Genomic DNA, 18,908 nt, shown 5'->3' with positions numbered 1-18,908 from the left:
CCCTCCTTACATCCAGGCGGACCGGCACGTGGCCGTCAGCACAGCAGCGGGGTCGTAGGCGGCGGCAGTCCAGCTCACCTGCACGGACTGGCCGGGCGGGATCTCCGGCCACGTGCCGGACAGGTAGCGGCGGCGCGAGACCGTGCCGTTGAGGGTGACGGTGCGCGCGTCCACGTCGATGACGAGCGTGTCGCCGGCCGCCAGGGAGTCGGAGTACAGGAGGGCGTCGGATCTGCCGTCCTGGTACTGGGTCAGCACCGTCGGCGTGGGCGCCGGGCCGGTCAGCGTATAGACGGGCCGGGTGCCGATCAGCCCGGCGTTGGTGAGTGTCAGCGCTCCCGATGTCGATCCGGCGGTGATCGTGATCGGCACCGTGATCGGCAGCGTCAGGCCGCCGGTGGACACCGGCAGGCCCGCCGACACCTGCTGCAGGGTGGTGGAGTAGCGGCGCGGGTCGGCCGCGGTGAGCATCAGGCTGTACGAGGCGATCCGGTCGGTCTCCATCCGCCACAGCACCTCGCCGGAGCGCCGCACCAGGGCCTGCTTGGGGACGCTCTCGCCGACGACGAGCAGGGTGTCGGTCAGGGCCGCTGCTTCGGACAGCTGGTCCTGGGCGGCGTCCAGGGTGGCCAGGTCCGGGGCGGTGACGGTGCCGGAGATCGTGATGGGCCGGGCCGCCAGGTAGGTCGGCCCGGCCCAGGCGCCGTGGTCCTGAGCCCGGTCCGAGTACTGCGTGCGCACCGGGGATCCGTCCCAGCCGCGCAGGCCGGCCGGGCCCACCGTCCACGCGGTCCCGGCGTCGTCGACCTGGCCGAGGACCAGCGTGCCGAGGGTGACGGTCCGGCCGAGGACCTGTCCGGGTGTGTATCCCACTGTCCGTCACCTCCTGTCAGCCGTAGAAGTCCAGGAGCCGCATCAGGGCGGCGGCCTGCTCGCCCTCGGTCATCCGGGCGCCGTGCAGGTGCAAGTTGGTGGTGCGGGACTGGTCGTAGCTGCCCGCGCCGCCGGCGCCGACCGGGGCGAGCTGGCGGGCCGGGATCAGGTCCCGGGCCGAGGCGCCCGGGATCAGCCGCAGCCCGAACTCGCTGGCGACCTGGCCGAGGATCGACTCGGCCCGGCCCCGCTTGCGCGGGTCCATCGGGATGTACGCCTCGCGCCCGGCCTCAGCCCACAGGATCGGCCGGGAGGAGAACCCCGCTTCGCGCGTGGTCAGCCCGTTCGCGGCGGCGGTCATCCCGCCGTACGCCATGCCGGTGATCCCGCCCCACGCCTGCTGGATCGGCAGTGACTTCCCGCTGCTGGTCGTGACGTAGTCCTGGAAGACCGTCACCTTGACCTGCCGGCCGCTGATGTTGTTGATCACCTGCTGGATCCGGGTGGCGCCGTCGAAGGCATCGTTCGTCGGCACCGTGATCTTGACCTGCTTGCCGTCCGGCAGCTTCTCGACCTTGTAGCCGACCGCCTCCAGGTCCTGGATCGCGGCCTCGCTGGGCGCCTTGATCGTGACGGTCTTGCCCGGCGGGACGTTGGCCACCGCCTTCTGCACCGCCTCCAGGTCCCGGACGGTCTGCTGCGCGCCCGGGTCCAGGACCTTCGTGGTCACGGTCTCCGGCACCCGCGCGTACGCGGCCGTCAGGGAGTCGATCTGGGTGGCCGTCATCCCGGCCTGGCGCATCGTCTCCTTGAGGGCGGCGATGTCCTGCTCCAGGACTATCTGGGCCTGCTCGCTGGAGCCGGTGGACTTCTGCACGGCCTCGGCGTGCGACATCGCCGCACTCGCGGCGTCCAGGAACGCGGACTTCACCGCGCGGCCCTTCTCCGTGGTGATGTCCAGGCTGCGCCCGTTGTCCTTCACCGCGTCCCGCAGGTCCTGCAAGGATTTCTGGTAGCTGATCGCGGCCGACGCGGCGGAGATGTTCGCGCCGTTGAGCTTGTCGAGGCTGTCCTTGAGCTTGTCGGCCTCGGATCGGGTGTCGTCGAGCTGGGCGGCCGTGATCTCGGACGCGTCCCCGAGCGCCTTGGTACTGCCCGCGGCGGTCTCGGCCGCCGCGGCTTCGCGCTTCGCAGCCACCAGGGCGTCATCGGTGGCCGTACTCATGCCGTCCAGGGCATCGGTCACGGAGGCGAGCGCCTTCACCCTGTCCGGGCTGGACTCCGACAGCCCCTTCATCTGCGCACGGACGCGCTCCGTGGCCTCGGCGCTGCCGAGGATCGCCTCCGTCAGGTCGCTGGTGCTGATCTTGAGCGACTCCGCAGCCTTCAGCACACCACGCTGCTCAAGCTCGTGCGCCACCCACGCCCGGGTGTTCGCCCCGATCGCCGCGTTGTCGGCCTTCACCGCGTCGGTCAGCGACTCCTGCTTCTGCTGCGCCTCTGCCGACTTGGACCCGAAGATCCCCAGCGCGGCCGAGGCGACCGCCAGGACCACGCCGATCGTACCGGCGGCCTTGAGCGTCATCGACATCGCGGACGCCACCCGGGGCATCGTCGTCGCCAGCTCCGTCATGCTCGTCCGGAAAGCCATGATCTTGGGCAGGGCCAGCATCAGCCCGCCGACCAGCAGCGCCACCGCCCCGCCCACCGCCGCGATGACCACCGCGGACGTCTGCGCCCAACCCGGGAGCGCGGCGAAGGCGTTGACCACCGAGGTGAGCCACTGCACCAGGTCGCGCAGCACCTTGTTGGCCTCGGTGCCGCCCTGGATCAGCGCCACCTCCAGCGAGCCCCTGAGCTGCTCCAGGTCACCGGACAGGTTGTCCATCTGCACGGCCGCCATCCGGGCCGCGGCTCCCTGGTCGTCGACCGCGGCCCGGTACTGGTCGACGCCCTGGGCGCCCTGCTCGTACAGGATCGTGGCCGAGCGCACCGCGTCCGAGCCGAAAATGGTGCTCATCGCCGCGTTCCTGGCCTCGGGCGTGAGCTGCGAGAAGGATTCCTTCATCCGCCGCGCCAGCTCGGTCAGGCCGACGAAGCGGCCGGTCGCGTCGTACGCGGAGAACCCGATCTTCTGCATCGCGTCGACCGCCTCGCCGGACTGCGGAACCAACCTCTGGAGCATGACCTTGAGGGAGGTGCCGGCGTCACTGCCGATCAGCGCGTGGTCCGCGAACATCGACAGGACGCCGACGGTGTCCTCCAGGGACAGGCCGGTCTGGTGCGCGAGCAGGCCGCCCATCCGCAGGGACTCGCCCAATCCGTGCACGTCAGCGGCGCTCTTGTTCGCGCCGGCGGCGAGCACGTCGGCGATGTGGGTAACGTCCTTGCCCTTCAAGCCGAAGGTGTTCATGCTCTGGGCGGAGATCGTTGCGGACTCGGCGAGGTCGAGCTGGCCCGCGGCGGCCAGGCCGAGACTGCCCTTCAGCGCGCCGCCGGTGATGTCCGCCACCGACACGCCCGCGCGCGCCAGCTCCGCCTCCGCGTCCGCCGCCTGGGACGCGCTGAAGGCGGTATCCCGGCCGGCCTCCAGCGCCGCGGTGCGCAGCTCCTTCATCTGCTCGGTGGTCGCGTCGGCCACCGCGTACACGCCCGACATCGACTTCTCGAACTTCGCGGCCGTGTAGCTCGCGGCGGCGACCACGCCGATCATCAGCAGACCGGCCGTCCGCAGAGCCCCGAACGCCTTCTCACCCTGCTCGGCACCCGCCGCCATCGCGCCGAAGCCGGTAACGGCCGACGCCCGGGTGGAGGTTGCCCACGTCCGCGCCGCCGCCGCCATACGCCCGTAGGCGCCCACGGTGACGGCCGCGGTGCGCTCGGCGGCGGCCGCCAGCTCGGCCTCGTGCGCGACCACGCCCTCGCCGAGGGCGAGCCGGGTCTCCAGCGACAGCCGGATGCCCTGCGCGGAGGCCGCGTCCGCCGCGGTCATCCGGGTGTCGGCCGCCACCACCGCGCTCGCCGCTGCGGTGGCCGACTCGGCGATCGCACCGAATGCCCGGACACCGGACTGCCCGGCCGCGCCGAACGTCGCGGGGACCTCCCGGGCCGCCGCTTCCATCCGGCCCAGGCCGGCGCTCGCCTGGGTGCTGGATGCCCGCACCTCCTGGCCGAACGTCCCCACCGCGCGGGACGCGCGCTGCATGCTCGACTGGATTCCGGCCCCGGCCCGCCCGAACGCGGCCTGGGTCTCGCTGCCCGCGGCCGCCGCGGCGGCGGCGAGCTGCTCGGTCGACCGCTCGGCCTGCGCGGCGCCGAGGCGGTAGCCGGAGGTCTCAAGGTTCAGCCGGACGGCTACGGTGCGGTCTGTCACGACGCCCCCTTCCGTCGGGTCACGCGGACGTTGGCGCCGTGCTGGTCGCCGCCGGCCTTCTGCCAGCTCTCCAGGTGGTGGCCTGCGGTGGTGCAGGCGTGGCAGCGGATGACCTCGGCGGTGTACGCCTCTTCGAGGGCCTGGTCGGTGGACTCGGCCAAGGGCTGCCCGCAGCCCTTGCACGTCTCGGCCTCGACTTCGAGCAGGGCCATCGCCCACGCCCGGTCCTCATCCGTCCACAGCGGCTCACCGGCCTCCGGCACGCGCCCGAGGAACACCGACCGCGGCGTCGCCCAGGCCCGAGCGACCTCTAGTTCGCGCCGCCACGGCCCGCGGCGGTCGCGGAGGCGAGCAGCGAAAAAGGGACCTTCTGGACCGCCGTGGTGTTGATCTCCCACACCGCTTCCATCAGCTCACGCTGCTGACCGGTCGACAGCTGCTCGGCCAGCTCGCCGAACTCGGCGACCGACATGGCCGGGTCGATGGCGCACGCGGCGATGGCGGCCGGCCCGAACGTCTCCAGGTCGAACACGTCCTCGGGGGCGGTACCGGGGTGGTCGGCCAGCAGGTCTGACCAGGACCTCGGATCCAGGGCCCGGAACCGGAACAGCACCAGGTGCTCGGCCATCTGCGCACGCAGTTCCTCCATGCGCTCGGCGATGGACACCCGCGGGCTGCCCGCGAGCGAGTCCCCGACGAGGGCGGCCACGTCGGACAGCTGCCGCTCCAGCTCCTCGTACTCGCCGACGAGGTCGCCGGCCAGGCACAGCGGGACCGTCTTCTCGCGGCGCCGGGCACCCTTGATGATCGCCTTGATGTCCTGGGCAGGCGGCGGGGTCTGGGTGGGCATCAGGCGACCGCCGCCGCAGTGGCCGGCGCGGTGGTCACCTTCAGCGGGGCCATCCACTTCATGACCTCGTTGGCCGCGGGCGCCTTGTTCGCGCGTTCGCCGCACGCGACCGGGTAGACCTCGACCTGCTGGCCGGAGGCCCACGCGGTGGCGTAGGTGAGGCCGCGGCGGATGACGAGGTAGCCGTGGGCACCGTAGACGAGAGTGGTGTAGGCGAGGTCCTCGGGGGTGGTGGAGCCACGCTTGAGGGTCAGCTCGGCGTCGTACTTGATGCGGCCGACCTCGGTGGTGTCGAACGTGGACGCCAGGGAACTGGTGTCGACGTCGGCGGTGGTCGGGTCCATCTTGAGGCCGTCGGGGGTGAGCCGGGGCGTCAGGTCGAGGCCGCCGTTGAGCTCGGTGGTGGTCGGCGCGTTGATGTTGGCGATGCTGGAGACCCAGGCCACCCGGGTCCTGCCGTCGCTGATGAGGTCGGACATGCGTGCTCCTCAGGGCATGCGAAAGACCCCGGGTGCCCGGGGCCTGCGGGGGGGTGGGTGGGTCAGATCGTCAGGAGCGCGGCGGTGACGCTGGTCGTCGACGAGTACGCCACCGCGCAGCTGCCGTCGACCGCCCCGGCGAACAGCTCGGCGGGGATCGGCCCGATCATCTTGTCGCCGGTGGTGGCGGGGACGGTGACGACCAGGTCGGCGGCGAGCTGGCCCCGGACGCGGCCGGTCGCGGTCAGCGTGACCGTCATCGACGAGCCCGCGGTGTTCTTGACGTGCAGGAAGTTGCGCTCGCCGCACGGCACCGTGGTGCTGGCGACGGCGGCCGAGTAGGTCGGGGTGGTGCCGGCCATGGCGATGGCCTGCGGGACCAGCTGGGGCATGGGGGCCTCCGGGTCAGGCGGGGATGGAGTGGATGGCGTACTGCACGGCGAGGTACCAGACCGCCGGGACGAGGTCGTCGTCGCGGGCGAGCGGCGGCCCGCCCAGGAGCTGCGGGCGCCAGCAGGACCGGCCGGCCACCAGCAGGGCGCCGTCCCAGGCCTGCGCGACCCGGTCAGCGGTGCCGACCGCGCCCTCGGGGGTGGAGCCGACGCACGTGGCCTGCACCATGGCCGCCAGCTCGGTGCGGTCGTCCGCGAGCGAGGCGGCCGAGACGACGCCGGGGTCGGGGTAGAGCACGACGTAGGTGTCCGGCAGCGGCGCCGGCCCGGCCGGGGCGCCGCCGACGTACACCGCGAGCGGCGTGCCGGGCAGCGCGGTGATCGCGGCGGCCAGCGCCTGGACATGCGGCAGGAGCTGAGGCGCCGTCACAGCAGCTCCTCCCCGAGTGCCTCGACCGCGGCCGCGAAGCGGGGCGCCTCGGCGAGCAGTGCGCGGCCGCCGTCGTTGTGCGGTGGGTTGCGCGCCGACCCGAACTCCAGCAGGTTGCCCAACGCGCCCTGCGGGCCGGCCTTGTCCGGGCCGATCTCCGCGCTGGTGCCGTGCCCCGGTCGGACGGTGATGTCGTAGCTGATGCTCAACGGGTACAGCCGGGCGTGCCGCCCAGCCGTCGCCGCCGCGTTGGCCCGCCAGGCGTTCTTCACGTTCAGCGCACCCCGGGCGACGACCTGCTCGGCCCGCCGATCGGCTTCCGCCCCAGCCCGGCCGAGGGCCTCGGCCAGTGCGCGCAGGCCCGTCACGTCCGCGCTCACGACCGGTCCTCCGCCGCGAGCCGCCACGCCGTGGCCGTCGCCGACTCCGCCACCGACGTCACCCACAGGGTCCGGCCAGTCAGCCGCAGGTCCGGCGACGCGTCGACCACCACCTGCACGCCCGGCACCACCCGGGCCGTCGCGACGGCCGACCAGGGCAGCGCCACCTCGTAGCGGCGCTGCACCACCAGCCGCTGACCCAAGTTCGCGTCCTCGGACACCGACTGCGTCGGCTTCACCCGGGCCGGGCCGGAGTACAGCTCGGTGAGGGGGTGCGAGGTCTGCCCAGTGGCCGAGTTGTACACCGGCTGGCCGGGCAACAGCAGCCGGACCGTGTCGATCATCAGCTCCTCGTGGGCGGCCCGGCCCGCGGCAAGGAGTTCGGACAGGGCGCTCATCGGCTCGGCGCCACGGAGAACGCGCTGGCCCGGTAGGGCCGCAGGTCGATCTTCTGCTGCGGGGAGAGGCGGGCGTTGCCGATGGTCTCGGCGGCGAAGGTCCGGGAGTAGTCGTCGATGCTCTCGGAGCGCAGATTTTGAGGGTTGCTCAGGTTCATCACTGCGAGGTCAAGGACCACGTCCTCCACGTCGCCCGGGGTCTCCGGATAGCCGTGGCTGTAGATGATGCGGACGCGCTCCGCCCACACGCCGATGGGGCGGACGTGGGGCCAGCCCATGAGGCGGGTGGGTGCCCAGACCTGGTCGCCGCGGGTGAGGTTGTTGCCGAGGCGGGTGTAGTCCCGGCCCTCGGCGCAGGCGTACTCATAGCCGGTGACACCGACGAGTTCGGTGACGGTGAGCAGGTGGGTGTCGTCAACGATCAGCGGGCGCTGCGGGAGCAGCAGGGTCCGGACGTTGCCGGGCAGGATGATGGTGTCGTTGGTGACGACGGTGAATGTCTGCTGGGTGTAGCTGCGGACGCGGGCGGAGGCGCGGCGCAGGGCGAGGTTGGCGCTGGCGTCGTCGAGGGTGCGGCCGAGGGCGGTTTCGAGGTCGTCCTTGGTGGCGAGCGGGGGCAGGCTCATGGCGCGTACCTCCCTTGGCGGCTACTCCGTGGTGGCGGGTTCGGTGATCTCGGTGAGCTTGGTGACGACGGCCTTGCGGGGCTTGTCCTTGGCCTGCTCGGCGGCGAGGGCCGTGCGGGCGCGCTCAAGGTCGTCGCTGACCCAGGCGAGGAGGGCGCCGATGGTGCCGTCCAGGGGCGGCTCGTCGTCGCTCTCGCCGGGCGGGTTGTCGTCCTGCTCGGGCTTCTGCTCAGGGACGGTGGGCGGTTCGGGGTCCGGCTTGAGGATCTCGACGTTGACGCCGCTGTCGTGGAGGTGGCGGGCGAACTCGCCGTCGTGTTCCGTACCGGCGGCGACGTCGATGACGGTGTAGTTCCAGTAGGTGCGGGTGGACTTCCTGACGCGGACGCGCATGGTCTCTCCTGCTCAGGGCGGCCGGCCGCAGTGGGGGGTGCCGCGGTCGGCCGGTTGGGTGGGGTCAGGCGTGCTCAACGACCACGGCGCGCTTGAACAGGGCGGCGTCGCCGGTGCCGAAGTCGGTGGGCACGCCGTAGTCGCCGACCCACGACCAGGTGGTGGACAGGACCTGCTGCAGGCGGTCCTGCGGGGGGCGGACGATGAGCGCGATGTCGACGCCCGCCGCGACGTTGACGGTCTTGATCTCGGGGACGTCCTGCACGCCGGTGCCGTCCAGGAGCGAGCCGAAGCCGTCCAGCGGCGCGGACATCAGGGCGCCGCCGCCCATCACGATGGGCCGGTGGATGGTGAGGGTGCCGGAGGAGCCGCCGAGGATGGTCGGCGCCTCGTTGTTGCGGACCCAGTCGATGCCCGCGAAGCGGCCGATCGACAGGTCGCGGTAGACCGGGGAATCGACGCGGCCCTGCAGGGCCTGCTTGAAGTCGGCGTCGGCGAACAGCTGCGCCTCGGTGTCGGCGTCGATGTGCGCGATGTAGTAGCCGTTGACCGTCGGCACGTTCATCTTCCGCAGCCGGGCGACGGCGGCGCGGAACATGGCGAAGGTCGCCAGGTTGGAGCCGGTGAGGTCGTAGGCGCTGTTGCCGGTGCCGCGGACGGAGACCGGGGCGTTGGCGGACAGGACGTAGTCGCCCTGGGCGTCGGCGCGGGCGGTGCCCAGGGTCAGGGTGTTAGTGCCGGCGTTGACGCCGACGACGGTGTTGGCGACGCCGGCGATGGTGACGTTCAGCGGGGTGGCGCCGGACACCGGGGTGGGCACGCCGTTGACGAGGACGGTCTCGAAGCCGGCGACCGAGTTGACGATGATCGAGGTGTCGGAGGTGCCGGTGGTGGTGCACCAGGTGCGGCCGCCCGAGTACGCCTTGTACAGCTTGTTGCGGCAAACCTGGTTGATGGACTGGCCGGCGTTGATGCCGAGGGTCTCCGCGTCCGCCATGAACTTGCTGGCCAGCGCGGTGGCGGACACCAGCATGTTGGTGTCCATGGAGTTGCCGTACTGGTCCATGGACACCGACCACTGCTCAATGCCGTACGTCGCCGCGGCCGGGTCGGAGCCGGTGATCGCGGTGGTGACCGGGGCGAGCAGGCCCTTGCGGGTGAAGGTCTTGGTGTCGCCGAGGCCGCCCTGCCATGCCTCGCTGTCGGCGAGCGCCGGGTAGAGGAAGTTCGGGACGAGTGCGTCCCGGAAGACCCGCTCAAGCATGCCGTTCTGCATCATCGGGCGGATCGCGGCGGGGACGTTGGAGCGGATGTCGTGCCGGGCAAGGTCGAACCACGTCGGGACGGCGGACTGGGCGAGCGTGGTGGGGGTCATGTGGACTCCTGGGTGATGTCGATGGACACGAGGTCCGGGTGCTGACGGGCGATCTGCTCCAGGCCGAGCAGGGCGGTTTGGGTGATGGCCGACACGGCGGCGCAGACGCGACCCCCTGCGGCGTGCTCCTCGTGGCCTGTCACCTCGATCGAGGTGCGCCCCGGGCCGAGCTGGGCCTGGATGCGGATCACGAGCGGAACCGGTAGCCGATGGAGCTGAGGAAGGCGTCGCGATCCTCGACGGAGACGTTGCGATAGTCGGTGGGCGGGGCGCTGGGGCGCTGGCCCTGTCCGGGGTCGGGCTTGGCTGCCGGCCGGGCGGGGGCCGCCGGTTCGGGGACCGGCGCCGGGGCCGGAACGGGCTTGGCCCAGTGGGGCTTGCGCTCCAGGAGGTCCTCGAGGTCGCGCTGGATGGCGTCGTTGTCGATCTCGCCGTCGCCGTCGACGTACTTGTCGACGTGGCGCATGAGGACTTCTGCGGCGTCGGTGGGGTCGGCGAAGTGCTCGCGGGCGTTGGACTTGATCTCGGCGGCGACGGCGCGCGCGGCGGCCTTGGCCGCGATCTTCTCAAGGCGTTCGGCCTTGGTGGTGGCCTTCTCCAGGTCGCTCTTGTCGCGGTCTTCGTACTCGCGGGTCTTGGCCTCGGCCGCCTGGCGGGCGCGCTTCTCGGCGGCGAGTTCCGCCTTCATCCGGTCGATGGCGTTCTTGCCCTTGTCGCGGAGCCCGTCGTCGGGGTCCTTGGGCTTGGCAGGGTCCTTCGGCTTGGGTCGGGGGTTCGGGTCGCCGCCGTCGGGGTCGTTCTTCGAAGCCGGGTCCGGGTCGGTGTCGTCGGGCTCGTTGCCCGGTTCGCTGGCCGGCTCGGGCTCCAGGGCCGGGTCGGGGTCGTCGTGGCGCGCGAGGTCGAACCAGGACGGCGCGGTGGCGGGGTAGATGGTGTCGGTGCGCATGGGTGCTCCCGTTGCGGGATCGGTGACCGGCGTTGCGCAGGTCAGATGATGTAGGCGTAGCGGCGCAGCATGTCGATTGCCTTGGCGCGGTCGTCGCCGGCCTGTTTGTAGATCTCCTCCGGCAGGAGACGGTGGGTGGTGAGGCGGAAGCCCTTGCCGGAGGGCGGGATGAGGCCGAGCTGGATGGCGCGTTCGCGTTCGCGGCGGGCGAAGATGCCGCGGCGTCCGGTGCCGTCGTGGGTCGCCCCGGCGCGGGCGCCGCCGGACTCGACGGTGTACATGCCCAGGCGGTTGGCGTCGCGGCGGCGGGCGTTGACGACCTGGGTGATGTCGGCGCCGTCCCGGATCGCCTCCGCGCCCTTGATCGTGAAGATCTTGTCCTGCTCGGCCCGGGAGAGGCTGTCGAAGTAGGTGCGGGGGTTGTTCTCCGGTCCGGCACGGGGCCGCGGGTGGCTGCGGGTGACGGGCATGTGCGTGCAGTCGCAGCGCGGGTGCCGGTCGAAGCCCTGGTTGTAGCGGTAGAAGGTGCCGGCCAGGGCTGCGCAGCGAGAGCAGGACGGCGGGCTGAGGACGCGGACGTAGCCGGTCGTGGTCCGGTTGCTGGTGATGGCGACGCCGGTGGCGCCGCGGCCGGCGTCGGCGACTTCGGTGGTGACGATCCGCAGGAGGTTGTTGAGCCCGCTGAGGGAGGCTGCGCGCGGGCTCTGCTGGCCGGCCAGCAGCTGCCACTTGGTCTCGATGACGGGCTGGTAGAGCAGGGACAGCAGGGAGCGGCCGTCGGCGGCACGGCCGGCGAACGCGCCGGGCCGTACGGTGCCGGCCGGGTCGGAGAAGGCGCTGTCGGCGGCGACGACCGCGGCGACGTAGTCCTGGGACGGCGCTGCGGCCTGAAGCTGGCCGGTGGTGACGGTCTGGGTGAGGGCGGGGCCCAGCGTGGCCCACTCCTGGTCGAGGTTGAGCGGGTCGGCGGCCAGCCACAGCAGTTGCGCGGTGTCGGCAGTGCGGCGGACGGTGCGCTGCTGCTGCAGGTAGTGGGCGGTGCCGATCTCCTCTGCGGTGACGGTGGGCATCGACACCTCCTTCGGTCAGGCCACGGCGGGCTCGGCTTCGGGAGCGGGCGTCGGAGCGCCCGGGGCGGTGTCGGCAGCCGGGTCGGGCCCGTCGGGCAGCGGCTTGGGGCCGTAGGTGGCGGCGAAGTCGCCGCCCATCGCACGGTCGAGGGCGTCCTGCTGCATGCTGCGCATCCGGGCGCGCTGCTCGGCGCTGTAGCCAAGGTCCTCCCACGCCTGCTCGGTGGGCAGCAGCCCGGCCGAGTGCAGCTTGACGACGGCGTCGGCCTTCTGCGCGTACGTCGGGGTAGCCGGGTCGCGCCAGACCGTCTCCAGGCGGCGCGCCCCGGGGCTGACCTCGCCGCCGCGCACGCGCAGGGCGGAGCGCATGGTGCGCTCCCACGGGCCGCCGAGGCCTCGCTGGCGGCGCTCGGCGCGCTTGACGAGGCGGGTCTCGGCGGAGCGGATGCCGTCCGCGGAGGGCGGGTTGTCGGTGGTCAGGCCGAGGTAGGCCGGGGGCAGGCCGGACAGGGAGGCGACGAGCTGGGCCAGCAGCCGGATCGAGTCGTGGAAGTTCGTCAGGGCGGCCTCGGGGAACTGGCCGTACTTGACGTCGGTGCCCTCGCTGACCCACAGCCTGCCGGCGAGCGCGCTGAACGCTCCGAGGGGCTGTCCGTCGGACCCGGCGAAGTCCTCGCGGGCCAGGCCGGTGGCCCACCGGCGCGGCATGGCGTGGAACTCGGCGGCGACCATCATGTCGGAGGCCTGCTTGTTGGCGGCGTCCGACAGCGGCAGCACGGCGCTCATCTCGGAGGTGCCGAGCGGGCACTTGATGCGCGGCCGGTTGGCCAGCACCTGCACGAGCGCGTCGCCGAGGTCGTGTTCCCAGCGGTCCTTCTCGACCCACTTGCCCTTGAGTAGTTCGTAGGTGATCCGCTTGTCGAGCAGGTAGAGGTTGGCGTGCTTGCTGGCCTGTTCGCCGGCGAATCCCGGCTCCTCCCAGCGCTTGATGCCCGCGAGAACGCCGCGGGTGCGCGGGTCGGCGGCGGTGTAGACGTCCAGCGGCGACTCGACGGTGATGAACGGCATGTCGGCGTCGTCCGGGTTGGGGCCGGTGATCGTGTAGGAGCGGCCGAGCCCGATGCTGTCGACGTGGGCCTGCTGGGAGTTCTCGTCGAGGTCGTTGGCCTGCCAGATCCCCCAGATGTCGTCGGCGGTCTCCTCGGCCTTGGCGTAGCGGAAGCCCTCGACGTCGAGGCGTTCCTCGAGGGAGTCGACGACCAGCTGGGGCCAGTTGATGACGACCTGCCGCATCCGGGCGCTGAGCTCGACCAGGAGCTCGGGGGCGAGGTAGGACAGCGGCTGGGTGCCCTCGTAGTAGGCGTTGAGCAGGTTGAGTTTGGGCAGTTCGGCGTCGTGGGCCTTGATGAGGTAGTTCAGCCACTCCTCGGGGGCGGCGTCACGCAGCATGGCGTCACCCCCCTCGGATGGTCATCGCGGTCGCGTCGCAGGCGGCCTCGTGGGCGAGAACCGCGGCGCGATCCGGCTTGGTCTGGTTGTCGTGCCGGAGGGCGTTGCCGGAAAGCGCGGCAAGCAGCCGGGCGAAGGCAGCGCGCATGGCCAGGCGTCGGTACGTGGGCCAGCGCACGATCCGCTTCTCGCCGTACTTCGCCGACCAGGCATCGATCTCGCCCTCCCAGTAGGACGGGTTGAAGTAGCCGCGCACCACGGTGTAGCGGTCCATCAGCTCGTCCAGGGCGGCGTGGACTTCCAGGCGCGGTACCTGGCCGCCCCAGTCAGCGGGGCTCCACACCGTCAACAGTCCCTGAGGTCCGTACGTCGGGGTGAACTGGTAGCCGTCCAGGGTCTCGGCCCGCAGGCTTGCGATGCCAAGCTCCGTGTGAAAGCCGTCGAAGCCGAGGACGACCGCGCTCCCGGGCGGTACCTGGCACTGCTCAGTTCCGATCGGCCAGGCACGACGAAGCGCATCCGCGTCGTCGGAGCAAGCGTCGTGGAGCACCGATGCCTCCTTGCAGGGGCCGGTCAGCGCAGGACGATGGTCCGGCGGGAACGGGCGGGCTTGGCGAGGCCGGCGGCGACGGCGTCGAACGCGGCTTCGTGGGTGAGGATCGACACCACGCTCATGTCGATCTTCTGGTGGGGCGCGGGCTTGGACAGGACGTAGCGGCCGCCGGCCCGGGCGGAGCGGCGGGCGTTGCCGATGTGGGTGCTGGTGTCTTCGCAGCCGTCGTGCCGGAAGGTGGCACTGGCCTTGGTGACGTCGGTCAGCAGGCGTTCGGCCGCGTCGTGCATCTGCACCGTGCGGTAGGTGGCCCAGCGCGCGACCCGCTTCTCGCCGTACTTCGCCGACCAGGCATCGATCTCGCTCTCCCAGTACGGGGGGTCGAAGTAGCCGCGCACCACGGTGTAGCGGCTCATCAGCTCGTCCAGGGCCGCGTCGACTTCCAGGCGCGGTACCTGGCCGCCCCAGTCGGCGGGGTTCCACACCGTCGGCAGCTTCAGCGAGCTGTACGTCGGCGTGAACTGGTAGCCGTCCAGGGTCTCGGCCCGCAGGCCGGTCCAGTCGTCGATGTCGGAGCCGTCGAAGCCGAGGACGACCGTGGTGCCGTCGGGCACCTCGCGCGGTTCGGCGAGGGCGTCCCAGCGGTGCCGGGCGAGCCACGCGCCCACACCCGCGACGATCCGGTTGCCGAAGAACCGTTCGGCCTGCGCCTGGTCCCGCTCCAGCAGCTCCAGGGCCTCGCCCTCGATGACGTCGAGGTCGACCCACCAGGAGTCGCCGTACACGGCCCGGTGGATGAGCCGCCGCTCGGCCTTCTTCCGGTAGTCCAGGTGCCCGGGCGCCTGGGCGAAGTCCCGGTAGATGTCCTTGACCTTGGCCTCGTAGGTGCGCTGCGCGACCGAGTTCTCGGATGGGTCCCAGCCGTTGGTGGTCTCGGTGCTGCGCCCGCCCATGCCGGCCAGGCCGCGGCGCTGGGTGTCGGCGACGCGCTGCATCTTGTTCTGGGCCGTCCAGATGCCGGTCTCGTCCTGGGGGACGAACGTAACGCGCTGGCCGAGCCGGGACTGGGCGGAGGAGGTGACGGTGTCGATCCGGCCGCCGCCGGGGAGGCGGATGAACTCCTCACCGGTCTTGGGGATCAGCTCGGACAGCGGGCCCTTGTCGATCATCGGCTTGAGCGCGCCGTAGATGTTGTCGGTCTGCTCCTCGCTGAACGCGGTGATCTGGATCAGCGGTGTCGGCCAGGGCATGCCCATCGGGTCGCCGGGCTCGTACTCCCACTGCCACCCGCAGTCGCAGCCGTACAGCCGGCAGTCGTACCGCTCCCCGCCCTCGGCCCACCCGGCGAACACCGCCGGGCCGACCGCTTCCACGCACACCTGGCTGGCCGTCAGCGGGCCCTTGCCCCACTTCTGTGGCCGCACCAACTGCGAGCGCCGGTAGTGGAACGCGGAGGCCGGGGAGAGCATGGAGCGCTCGCGGGTGGCGTCCGGCTTGATGCGGTAGTGGCTCAGGTAGAACCACAGCATCTCGTCGGTCAGCTCGTAGGGCTCGCCCGCGGAGAAGCCGTCCGGGATGACGCAGTGCTGCTCGATCCAGTCGCCGACGAGGAAGCCGAGGGTGGGCCAGCGGACGACCCGGTCATTCCCCGTCACCGGAGACGACCTGGAAGCGGCTGCGGGCGCTGCGGCGACCGGCGGCCGACGCGTCGGACCGGGCGGGGCCCGTGGCGGCCGGGGCCGACGGGGCGTCAGCGGGGGCGATGCGCCAGCGGTTGGCGCGCATGCCCGGGATGGTCAGGCCGAGGCCGTCGGCCATCTGACGCACCACGGTGGTCAGGTTGACCGGGGAGTCGCCGCGCTCGGCCTCGCAGAAGCGCCGCGCGTACAGCGCCACCTCGTGCTCCTGGCGTTCGCGCTCCCACACCACCGCCTGGGGCTTCGCCCACAGCACCTCCCACAGCTGCTCCTCGCGGAAGGTCGGGTCGGGCAGCGGCCACTCGGGGGCCGGGCCCTGGCGGCCAGCGGCGGGCAGGACCACCCAGTCGTTGCCGTCGCGGTCGCGGCGCAGGGCGTTCGGGTCGGGGGCGGGTCCGGATCGGGCGCGGGCTCCTCCGCTGGGCATGGTCGTCTCCTCGGGGTGCGCCGTTGCGGCGCCGGTGTCCGGTCGGCGTTGCGCGCGCCCGGTGGTGACGTACGGTCACGGAAACCCATGACCAAGATCGTTTCGGAGGTTTTGAACCTGACGGACCAGGCGGAGCCCTCCCCGGCGGTCCGCCAGCACCCCCGGCCAGGGGGTCGCCCCCCTGGGGGCAGTCACCCAGCGTCACCGAGGTGGCTGGTCCCTGCCTCGATGGCCTGTGCCACCGTCAGCAGGCCGGCGCGCTCGATCCAGCCCAGGCCATCGGAGTAGGCCAGCACTAGCCGCAGGGAGCCGTCCTCACCGACCACCTTGAGCAGCACCAGGGCGCCGGGCACCAGCTCGCCCGGGCCCACGGTGGCTGTGACCCCGAGCGCGTCGATCAGGTCGCCGATCGGCTTGCTCTCCACCTGCTCGTCTGCGTCGTCCATGCTGCTCACCGCCCGCCGTCGTCAGCCGGGGCCGTCGGCAGCCCGAGGGCGTAGCGCAGCGGGAAGGCGGAGACGTCGACCAGGTCCACCGGCACACCCGGCACCGTGTGCTCGTCGACGCTCATCAGCGCCAGCGCCGGCGTCTGCACCGATCGGGCGCCCAGGAGCCCCGTCCAGGACAGACCCGCGGCCCACACCTCGGGGCCCGTACTGCTCACAGCCCGCTGCTCTCGAGCGGCGGGCCACCCGGCAACACCCTGGTCTCCTGCTTGGCGCAGCAGGGGGCGTCGAGCAGGCCGGTCTCGGTGGTCGGCGTGGTGGTGTTGACGACGTCGAGGATGCAGGGGAAAACAATGACGGCCTCGGCGCCGAGCTGGTCGCGTACGCGGCGGGCGTCGTTCTCGAAGGCGAGGGCGTCGCCGATTTCGTCCGCGTCGGTCTGGTCGATGACGAGGGCGAAGGGTGCGGGCCGCCCGGGGCGGGGTGGGAGGTGGAGGATCTGGAGTCGGGCCATGGTCCCGCCTTCCGGGTGAGGGGTGGTATGGAGGGGGTCAGGTGCGGGGCGGCCAGGACCAGCAGCCGGGGGTGGGCTCCTCGGCGTAGGGGACGTTCTCGTCGAAGAAAAGGCCGGTCGGGTTGATCACCGCGAGGCTCGCGAGCCACATCGGCTTGCCCTCGTGGTCGAGCATGCCGTTGGGGCAGCCGTCGTACGGCTCCGCGCGCAGGTACGCGGGGACGGCGGTGATGATCGCCGCGCGCGGATGGGAGGTGTAGCGCTGGGTTCCGTCGGGGAGCACCGGGCTGCCGTGGGAGTGGTAGTGGACGGTGCGTCCGACGGTCGGCTGCTGCACGGTGATCTCCTGAGGGTGTTGTGGCGCTGCTCTGCAGCAGCCGAGCGGTCTACCACGAGGGCTCGTCGCCCTTGGCGAAGGGCCAGGTCCAGACGTTGTGGGCGGTGTTCTCGGCGTAGCCGTCGGTGAGGGCTTGGAGGCCGGCGGCGGTGAGGTCGTGGCCTTCGGCGACCCAGGGGCGGCCGTCGGGCAGGAGGTTGGGGTTGTGCTGGCTCACCGCTTCCGCCTTCCGTGTTGGGGGCAGGCCGGGTTGCCCCGGCAGGTCTTGTTGTGGAGCCGTGCTCGGCAGGTGAGTCGGCGCGGCAGGGCGTAGGCGCCGTCTCGGGCGTTCTCGGCGTCGCGCAGCTGACGCTGGGCTTTGTCGCGCTGGCGGATGACCTGGTCGAGGTAGGTGCTCACGCGTGCCACCCTCCGGGCTGGTGCTGCGCGGTCTCTCGGCTGTGACAGCCGTGGCACAGGCCGCGGCCGTGCTGCGGGTCGTCGGGGTTGAGGCCCTGGGCGGCGAGTTCGCGGCGGGACAGGGGGTGGTGGTCGGCGTGCTTGCTGGGCTGGTGGCAGGGGCCGTTGTGGCCGTGGCCGGGGGTGGTGCACACGCACTGGGGGTCGCGGGCGATGACGGCGGCGCGGAAGCGGCGGGTGTGGGCGGTGCCGTAGCCGCGTTCGCGGGCGGTGCCTCGGCGCTGTTCGGCTTCGCGGCGGTGGTCTTCGCAGCGGCCGCTGTCGGTGAACTCGGGGCAGCCGGGGACGTTGCAGACGGTCAGGGCACGGCGGGGCATCAGTACCGCGCCTCCTCGACCCGGACGGTGTAGTGGCCGGGGGTGTCCTCGGTGGCGGGGTGCCAGGTGAGTTCGAGGTGGAGCTCGGGGTCGGGGAGCTTGAGGTACTGGGCGCTGTAGTAGGCGACCTGGACGCTGGTGTTCTGCGCGGTGGCGGTGAGGGCGTCGAGGGCGTTGGCGAGGTTGCGCAGGTCGGTGGAGGTGATGCGGGGCACGGGGCGGCCTTCCGGTGAGGGGCGCGGCAGCGGCGCGGGCAGGGTGTGCACTCCTGCGCTGTCCGGACACTGCGTCAGCGCTTCCGCGCCGCTGCGGCGTTGGCCAGCCCGGACCAGCCCCCCTCAGAGCGGCCCGGGCCGGCGGCTTGGGTCAGGAAGCGAGGTCGAGTCGCGTCCTGGCGATCTGGGAGTAGTGCTCGGTGATCTCGGTGCCGATGAACTTGCGTCCTTCGGCGAGGGCGGCGGCGCCGGTGGTGCCGGATCCGGCGAACGGGTCGAGGACGGTGCCGCCTTCGGGGACGAGCCGGACGAGTTGCTGCATCAGCTCCAGGGGCTTCTGGGTGATGTGCTGCCGGTTCTTGCCGCGGGGCTGGGAGCCTTCGAAGTGGCCCGGGAGGTAGACGGGGTTGTCTCCTGCGGGCATGGGGCCGTGGGAGCCCCAGACGATGAACTCGCAGTCCTGCTTGAGGCGGCCGGGCTGGGGCCGGGCGAGGGGCTTGTGCCAGACGGCGATGCCTCGCCAGGTCCATCCGGCGGCCTGGAGGGCGTCGGTGGTGGTGGGCAGTTGGCGCCAGTCGGTGAAGACCAGGGCGGCGCCGCCGGGGCGGGTTGCGCGGTGGCACTTGGCGAGGATGAGGGTGAGCCAGGCGAGGTAGCCGCGCTGGTCCCGGTTCTCTCCGACGAAGTCCGGGAGTTCGTTCTTCACCGCGCCGAAGCTGCCGCTGACGTACTTGTCGCGGGCGGTGCGGGTAGTACGTTCGCCCGCGGTGCGGCCGCCGGAGTTGTACGGCGGGTCGGTGATCACCGCGTCGACGGTGCCGCGCGGGATCCAGTCGAGGGCGGCGATGGCGTCCCCAGTGTAGAGCTGCCAGTTCGTGTCCATGTATCTCCCCAGGTATCGGCCGGTGG

28 protein-coding genes are annotated in these 18,908 nt (G+C 72.0%); all 28 read right to left on the bottom strand.

The genetic code is table 11. The features are described from left to right. Nucleotides 1-6: 6 nt before the first annotated feature. On the bottom strand, nt 7-873 hold the full coding sequence (locus ACWEO5_RS02585) for a phage distal tail protein (protein WP_452159429.1): 867 nt from the start codon (nt 871-873) through the stop codon (nt 7-9). 16 nt (nt 874-889) lie between these two features. Then, nucleotides 890-4,246, bottom strand: coding sequence for a phage tail tape measure protein (locus ACWEO5_RS02580; protein WP_452159427.1), 3,357 nt, complete (start codon nt 4,244-4,246; stop codon nt 890-892). Further along, the gene (locus ACWEO5_RS02575) at nt 4,243-4,509 is read right to left on the bottom strand and encodes a hypothetical protein (RefSeq protein WP_452159425.1); all 267 of its coding nucleotides are present in this window, start codon (nt 4,507-4,509) and stop codon (nt 4,243-4,245) included. Before ACWEO5_RS02575 ends, ACWEO5_RS02580 begins: the two co-directional genes overlap by 4 nt. Before the next feature lie 47 nt (nt 4,510-4,556). Further along, the gene (locus ACWEO5_RS02570) at nt 4,557-5,096 is read right to left on the bottom strand and encodes a hypothetical protein (protein WP_452159423.1); all 540 of its coding nucleotides are present in this window, start codon (nt 5,094-5,096) and stop codon (nt 4,557-4,559) included. After that, nucleotides 5,096-5,575: a phage tail tube protein gene (locus ACWEO5_RS02565; protein WP_452159421.1), complete on the bottom strand. Its 480-nt coding sequence runs from the start codon at nt 5,573-5,575 to the stop codon at nt 5,096-5,098. Before ACWEO5_RS02565 ends, ACWEO5_RS02570 begins: the two co-directional genes overlap by 1 nt. Before the next feature lie 62 nt (nt 5,576-5,637). Further along, nucleotides 5,638-5,967: a hypothetical protein gene (locus ACWEO5_RS02560; protein WP_452159419.1), complete on the bottom strand. Its 330-nt coding sequence runs from the start codon at nt 5,965-5,967 to the stop codon at nt 5,638-5,640. Nucleotides 5,968-5,980: 13 nt separating this feature from the next. Then, complete coding sequence (locus ACWEO5_RS02555; protein WP_452159417.1) at nt 5,981-6,397, bottom strand: hypothetical protein; 417 nt, start codon at nt 6,395-6,397, stop codon at nt 5,981-5,983. Further along, a complete protein-coding gene (locus ACWEO5_RS02550; RefSeq protein ID WP_452159415.1) occupies nt 6,394-6,777 on the bottom strand; it encodes a hypothetical protein in 384 nt (127 codons plus the stop codon). The genes ACWEO5_RS02555 and ACWEO5_RS02550 overlap by 4 nt, the downstream gene beginning before the upstream one ends. Continuing rightward, nucleotides 6,774-7,175: a DUF6093 family protein gene (locus ACWEO5_RS02545; RefSeq protein ID WP_452159413.1), complete on the bottom strand. Its 402-nt coding sequence runs from the start codon at nt 7,173-7,175 to the stop codon at nt 6,774-6,776. The genes ACWEO5_RS02550 and ACWEO5_RS02545 overlap by 4 nt, the downstream gene beginning before the upstream one ends. Further along, nucleotides 7,172-7,801, bottom strand: a complete 630-nt coding sequence (locus ACWEO5_RS02540; RefSeq protein WP_452159411.1) for a hypothetical protein — start codon at nt 7,799-7,801, stop codon at nt 7,172-7,174. The genes ACWEO5_RS02545 and ACWEO5_RS02540 overlap by 4 nt, the downstream gene beginning before the upstream one ends. A 21-nt stretch (nt 7,802-7,822) precedes the next feature. Next, nucleotides 7,823-8,194, bottom strand: a complete 372-nt coding sequence (locus ACWEO5_RS02535) for a hypothetical protein (protein WP_452159409.1) — start codon at nt 8,192-8,194, stop codon at nt 7,823-7,825. Nucleotides 8,195-8,258: 64 nt separating this feature from the next. Continuing rightward, nucleotides 8,259-9,569: a hypothetical protein gene (locus ACWEO5_RS02530; protein ID WP_452159407.1), complete on the bottom strand. Its 1,311-nt coding sequence runs from the start codon at nt 9,567-9,569 to the stop codon at nt 8,259-8,261. Next, complete coding sequence (locus ACWEO5_RS02525) at nt 9,566-9,760, bottom strand: ribosomal-processing cysteine protease Prp (protein ID WP_452159405.1); 195 nt, start codon at nt 9,758-9,760, stop codon at nt 9,566-9,568. The genes ACWEO5_RS02530 and ACWEO5_RS02525 overlap by 4 nt, the downstream gene beginning before the upstream one ends. After that, nucleotides 9,757-10,515 carry a hypothetical protein gene (locus ACWEO5_RS02520; protein ID WP_452159403.1) on the bottom strand — a complete coding sequence of 253 codons (759 nt, stop codon included), beginning with the start codon at nt 10,513-10,515 and terminating at the stop codon, nt 9,757-9,759. Before ACWEO5_RS02520 ends, ACWEO5_RS02525 begins: the two co-directional genes overlap by 4 nt. A 41-nt stretch (nt 10,516-10,556) precedes the next feature. Beyond that, entirely contained in the window at nt 10,557-11,585 is a 1,029-nt protein-coding gene (locus tag ACWEO5_RS02515) for a hypothetical protein (RefSeq protein ID WP_452159401.1), read from the bottom strand. 15 nt (nt 11,586-11,600) lie between these two features. After that, nucleotides 11,601-13,034: a phage portal protein gene (locus ACWEO5_RS02510; RefSeq protein WP_452159399.1), complete on the bottom strand. Its 1,434-nt coding sequence runs from the start codon at nt 13,032-13,034 to the stop codon at nt 11,601-11,603. 4 nt (nt 13,035-13,038) lie between these two features. Further along, on the bottom strand, nt 13,039-13,584 hold the full coding sequence (locus ACWEO5_RS02505) for a hypothetical protein (protein ID WP_452159397.1): 546 nt from the start codon (nt 13,582-13,584) through the stop codon (nt 13,039-13,041). A 23-nt stretch (nt 13,585-13,607) separates the two neighbouring features. After that, nucleotides 13,608-15,242, bottom strand: coding sequence for a hypothetical protein (locus ACWEO5_RS02500; RefSeq protein ID WP_452159395.1), 1,635 nt, complete (start codon nt 15,240-15,242; stop codon nt 13,608-13,610). Further along, nucleotides 15,229-15,711, bottom strand: a complete 483-nt coding sequence (locus tag ACWEO5_RS02495; RefSeq protein ID WP_452159393.1) for a hypothetical protein — start codon at nt 15,709-15,711, stop codon at nt 15,229-15,231. Before ACWEO5_RS02495 ends, ACWEO5_RS02500 begins: the two co-directional genes overlap by 14 nt. A 191-nt stretch (nt 15,712-15,902) precedes the next feature. Further along, nucleotides 15,903-16,157: a hypothetical protein gene (locus tag ACWEO5_RS02490; RefSeq protein WP_452159391.1), complete on the bottom strand. Its 255-nt coding sequence runs from the start codon at nt 16,155-16,157 to the stop codon at nt 15,903-15,905. Between the two features lie 5 nt (nt 16,158-16,162). After that, the gene (locus ACWEO5_RS02485) at nt 16,163-16,375 is read right to left on the bottom strand and encodes a hypothetical protein (protein ID WP_452159389.1); all 213 of its coding nucleotides are present in this window, start codon (nt 16,373-16,375) and stop codon (nt 16,163-16,165) included. Beyond that, nucleotides 16,372-16,671, bottom strand: coding sequence for a hypothetical protein (locus ACWEO5_RS02480; RefSeq protein ID WP_452159387.1), 300 nt, complete (start codon nt 16,669-16,671; stop codon nt 16,372-16,374). The genes ACWEO5_RS02485 and ACWEO5_RS02480 overlap by 4 nt, the downstream gene beginning before the upstream one ends. Nucleotides 16,672-16,708: 37 nt before the next feature. Further along, nucleotides 16,709-17,008 carry a hypothetical protein gene (locus tag ACWEO5_RS02475; RefSeq protein WP_452159385.1) on the bottom strand — a complete coding sequence of 100 codons (300 nt, stop codon included), beginning with the start codon at nt 17,006-17,008 and terminating at the stop codon, nt 16,709-16,711. Nucleotides 17,009-17,057: 49 nt separating this feature from the next. Further along, nucleotides 17,058-17,225, bottom strand: coding sequence for a hypothetical protein (locus ACWEO5_RS02470; RefSeq protein WP_452159384.1), 168 nt, complete (start codon nt 17,223-17,225; stop codon nt 17,058-17,060). Next, nucleotides 17,222-17,407, bottom strand: coding sequence for a hypothetical protein (locus tag ACWEO5_RS02465; RefSeq protein ID WP_452159382.1), 186 nt, complete (start codon nt 17,405-17,407; stop codon nt 17,222-17,224). Before ACWEO5_RS02465 ends, ACWEO5_RS02470 begins: the two co-directional genes overlap by 4 nt. Then, complete coding sequence (locus ACWEO5_RS02460; protein ID WP_452159380.1) at nt 17,404-17,784, bottom strand: holin; 381 nt, start codon at nt 17,782-17,784, stop codon at nt 17,404-17,406. Before ACWEO5_RS02460 ends, ACWEO5_RS02465 begins: the two co-directional genes overlap by 4 nt. Next, nucleotides 17,784-17,999 (bottom strand): hypothetical protein, encoded by a 216-nt coding sequence (locus ACWEO5_RS02455; RefSeq protein WP_452159378.1) that lies wholly within the window; start codon nt 17,997-17,999, stop codon nt 17,784-17,786. Before ACWEO5_RS02455 ends, ACWEO5_RS02460 begins: the two co-directional genes overlap by 1 nt. A gap of 151 nt (nt 18,000-18,150) precedes the next feature. Further along, nucleotides 18,151-18,882, bottom strand: a complete 732-nt coding sequence (locus ACWEO5_RS02450; RefSeq protein WP_452159376.1) for a DNA-methyltransferase — start codon at nt 18,880-18,882, stop codon at nt 18,151-18,153. Nucleotides 18,883-18,908 lie beyond the last annotated feature (26 nt).

This window comes from Kitasatospora sp. NPDC004272 (assembly GCF_053603035.1).
The sequence above is the reverse complement of the archived record's forward strand: the minus strand, read 5'-3'. Positions and strand labels throughout refer to the sequence as shown.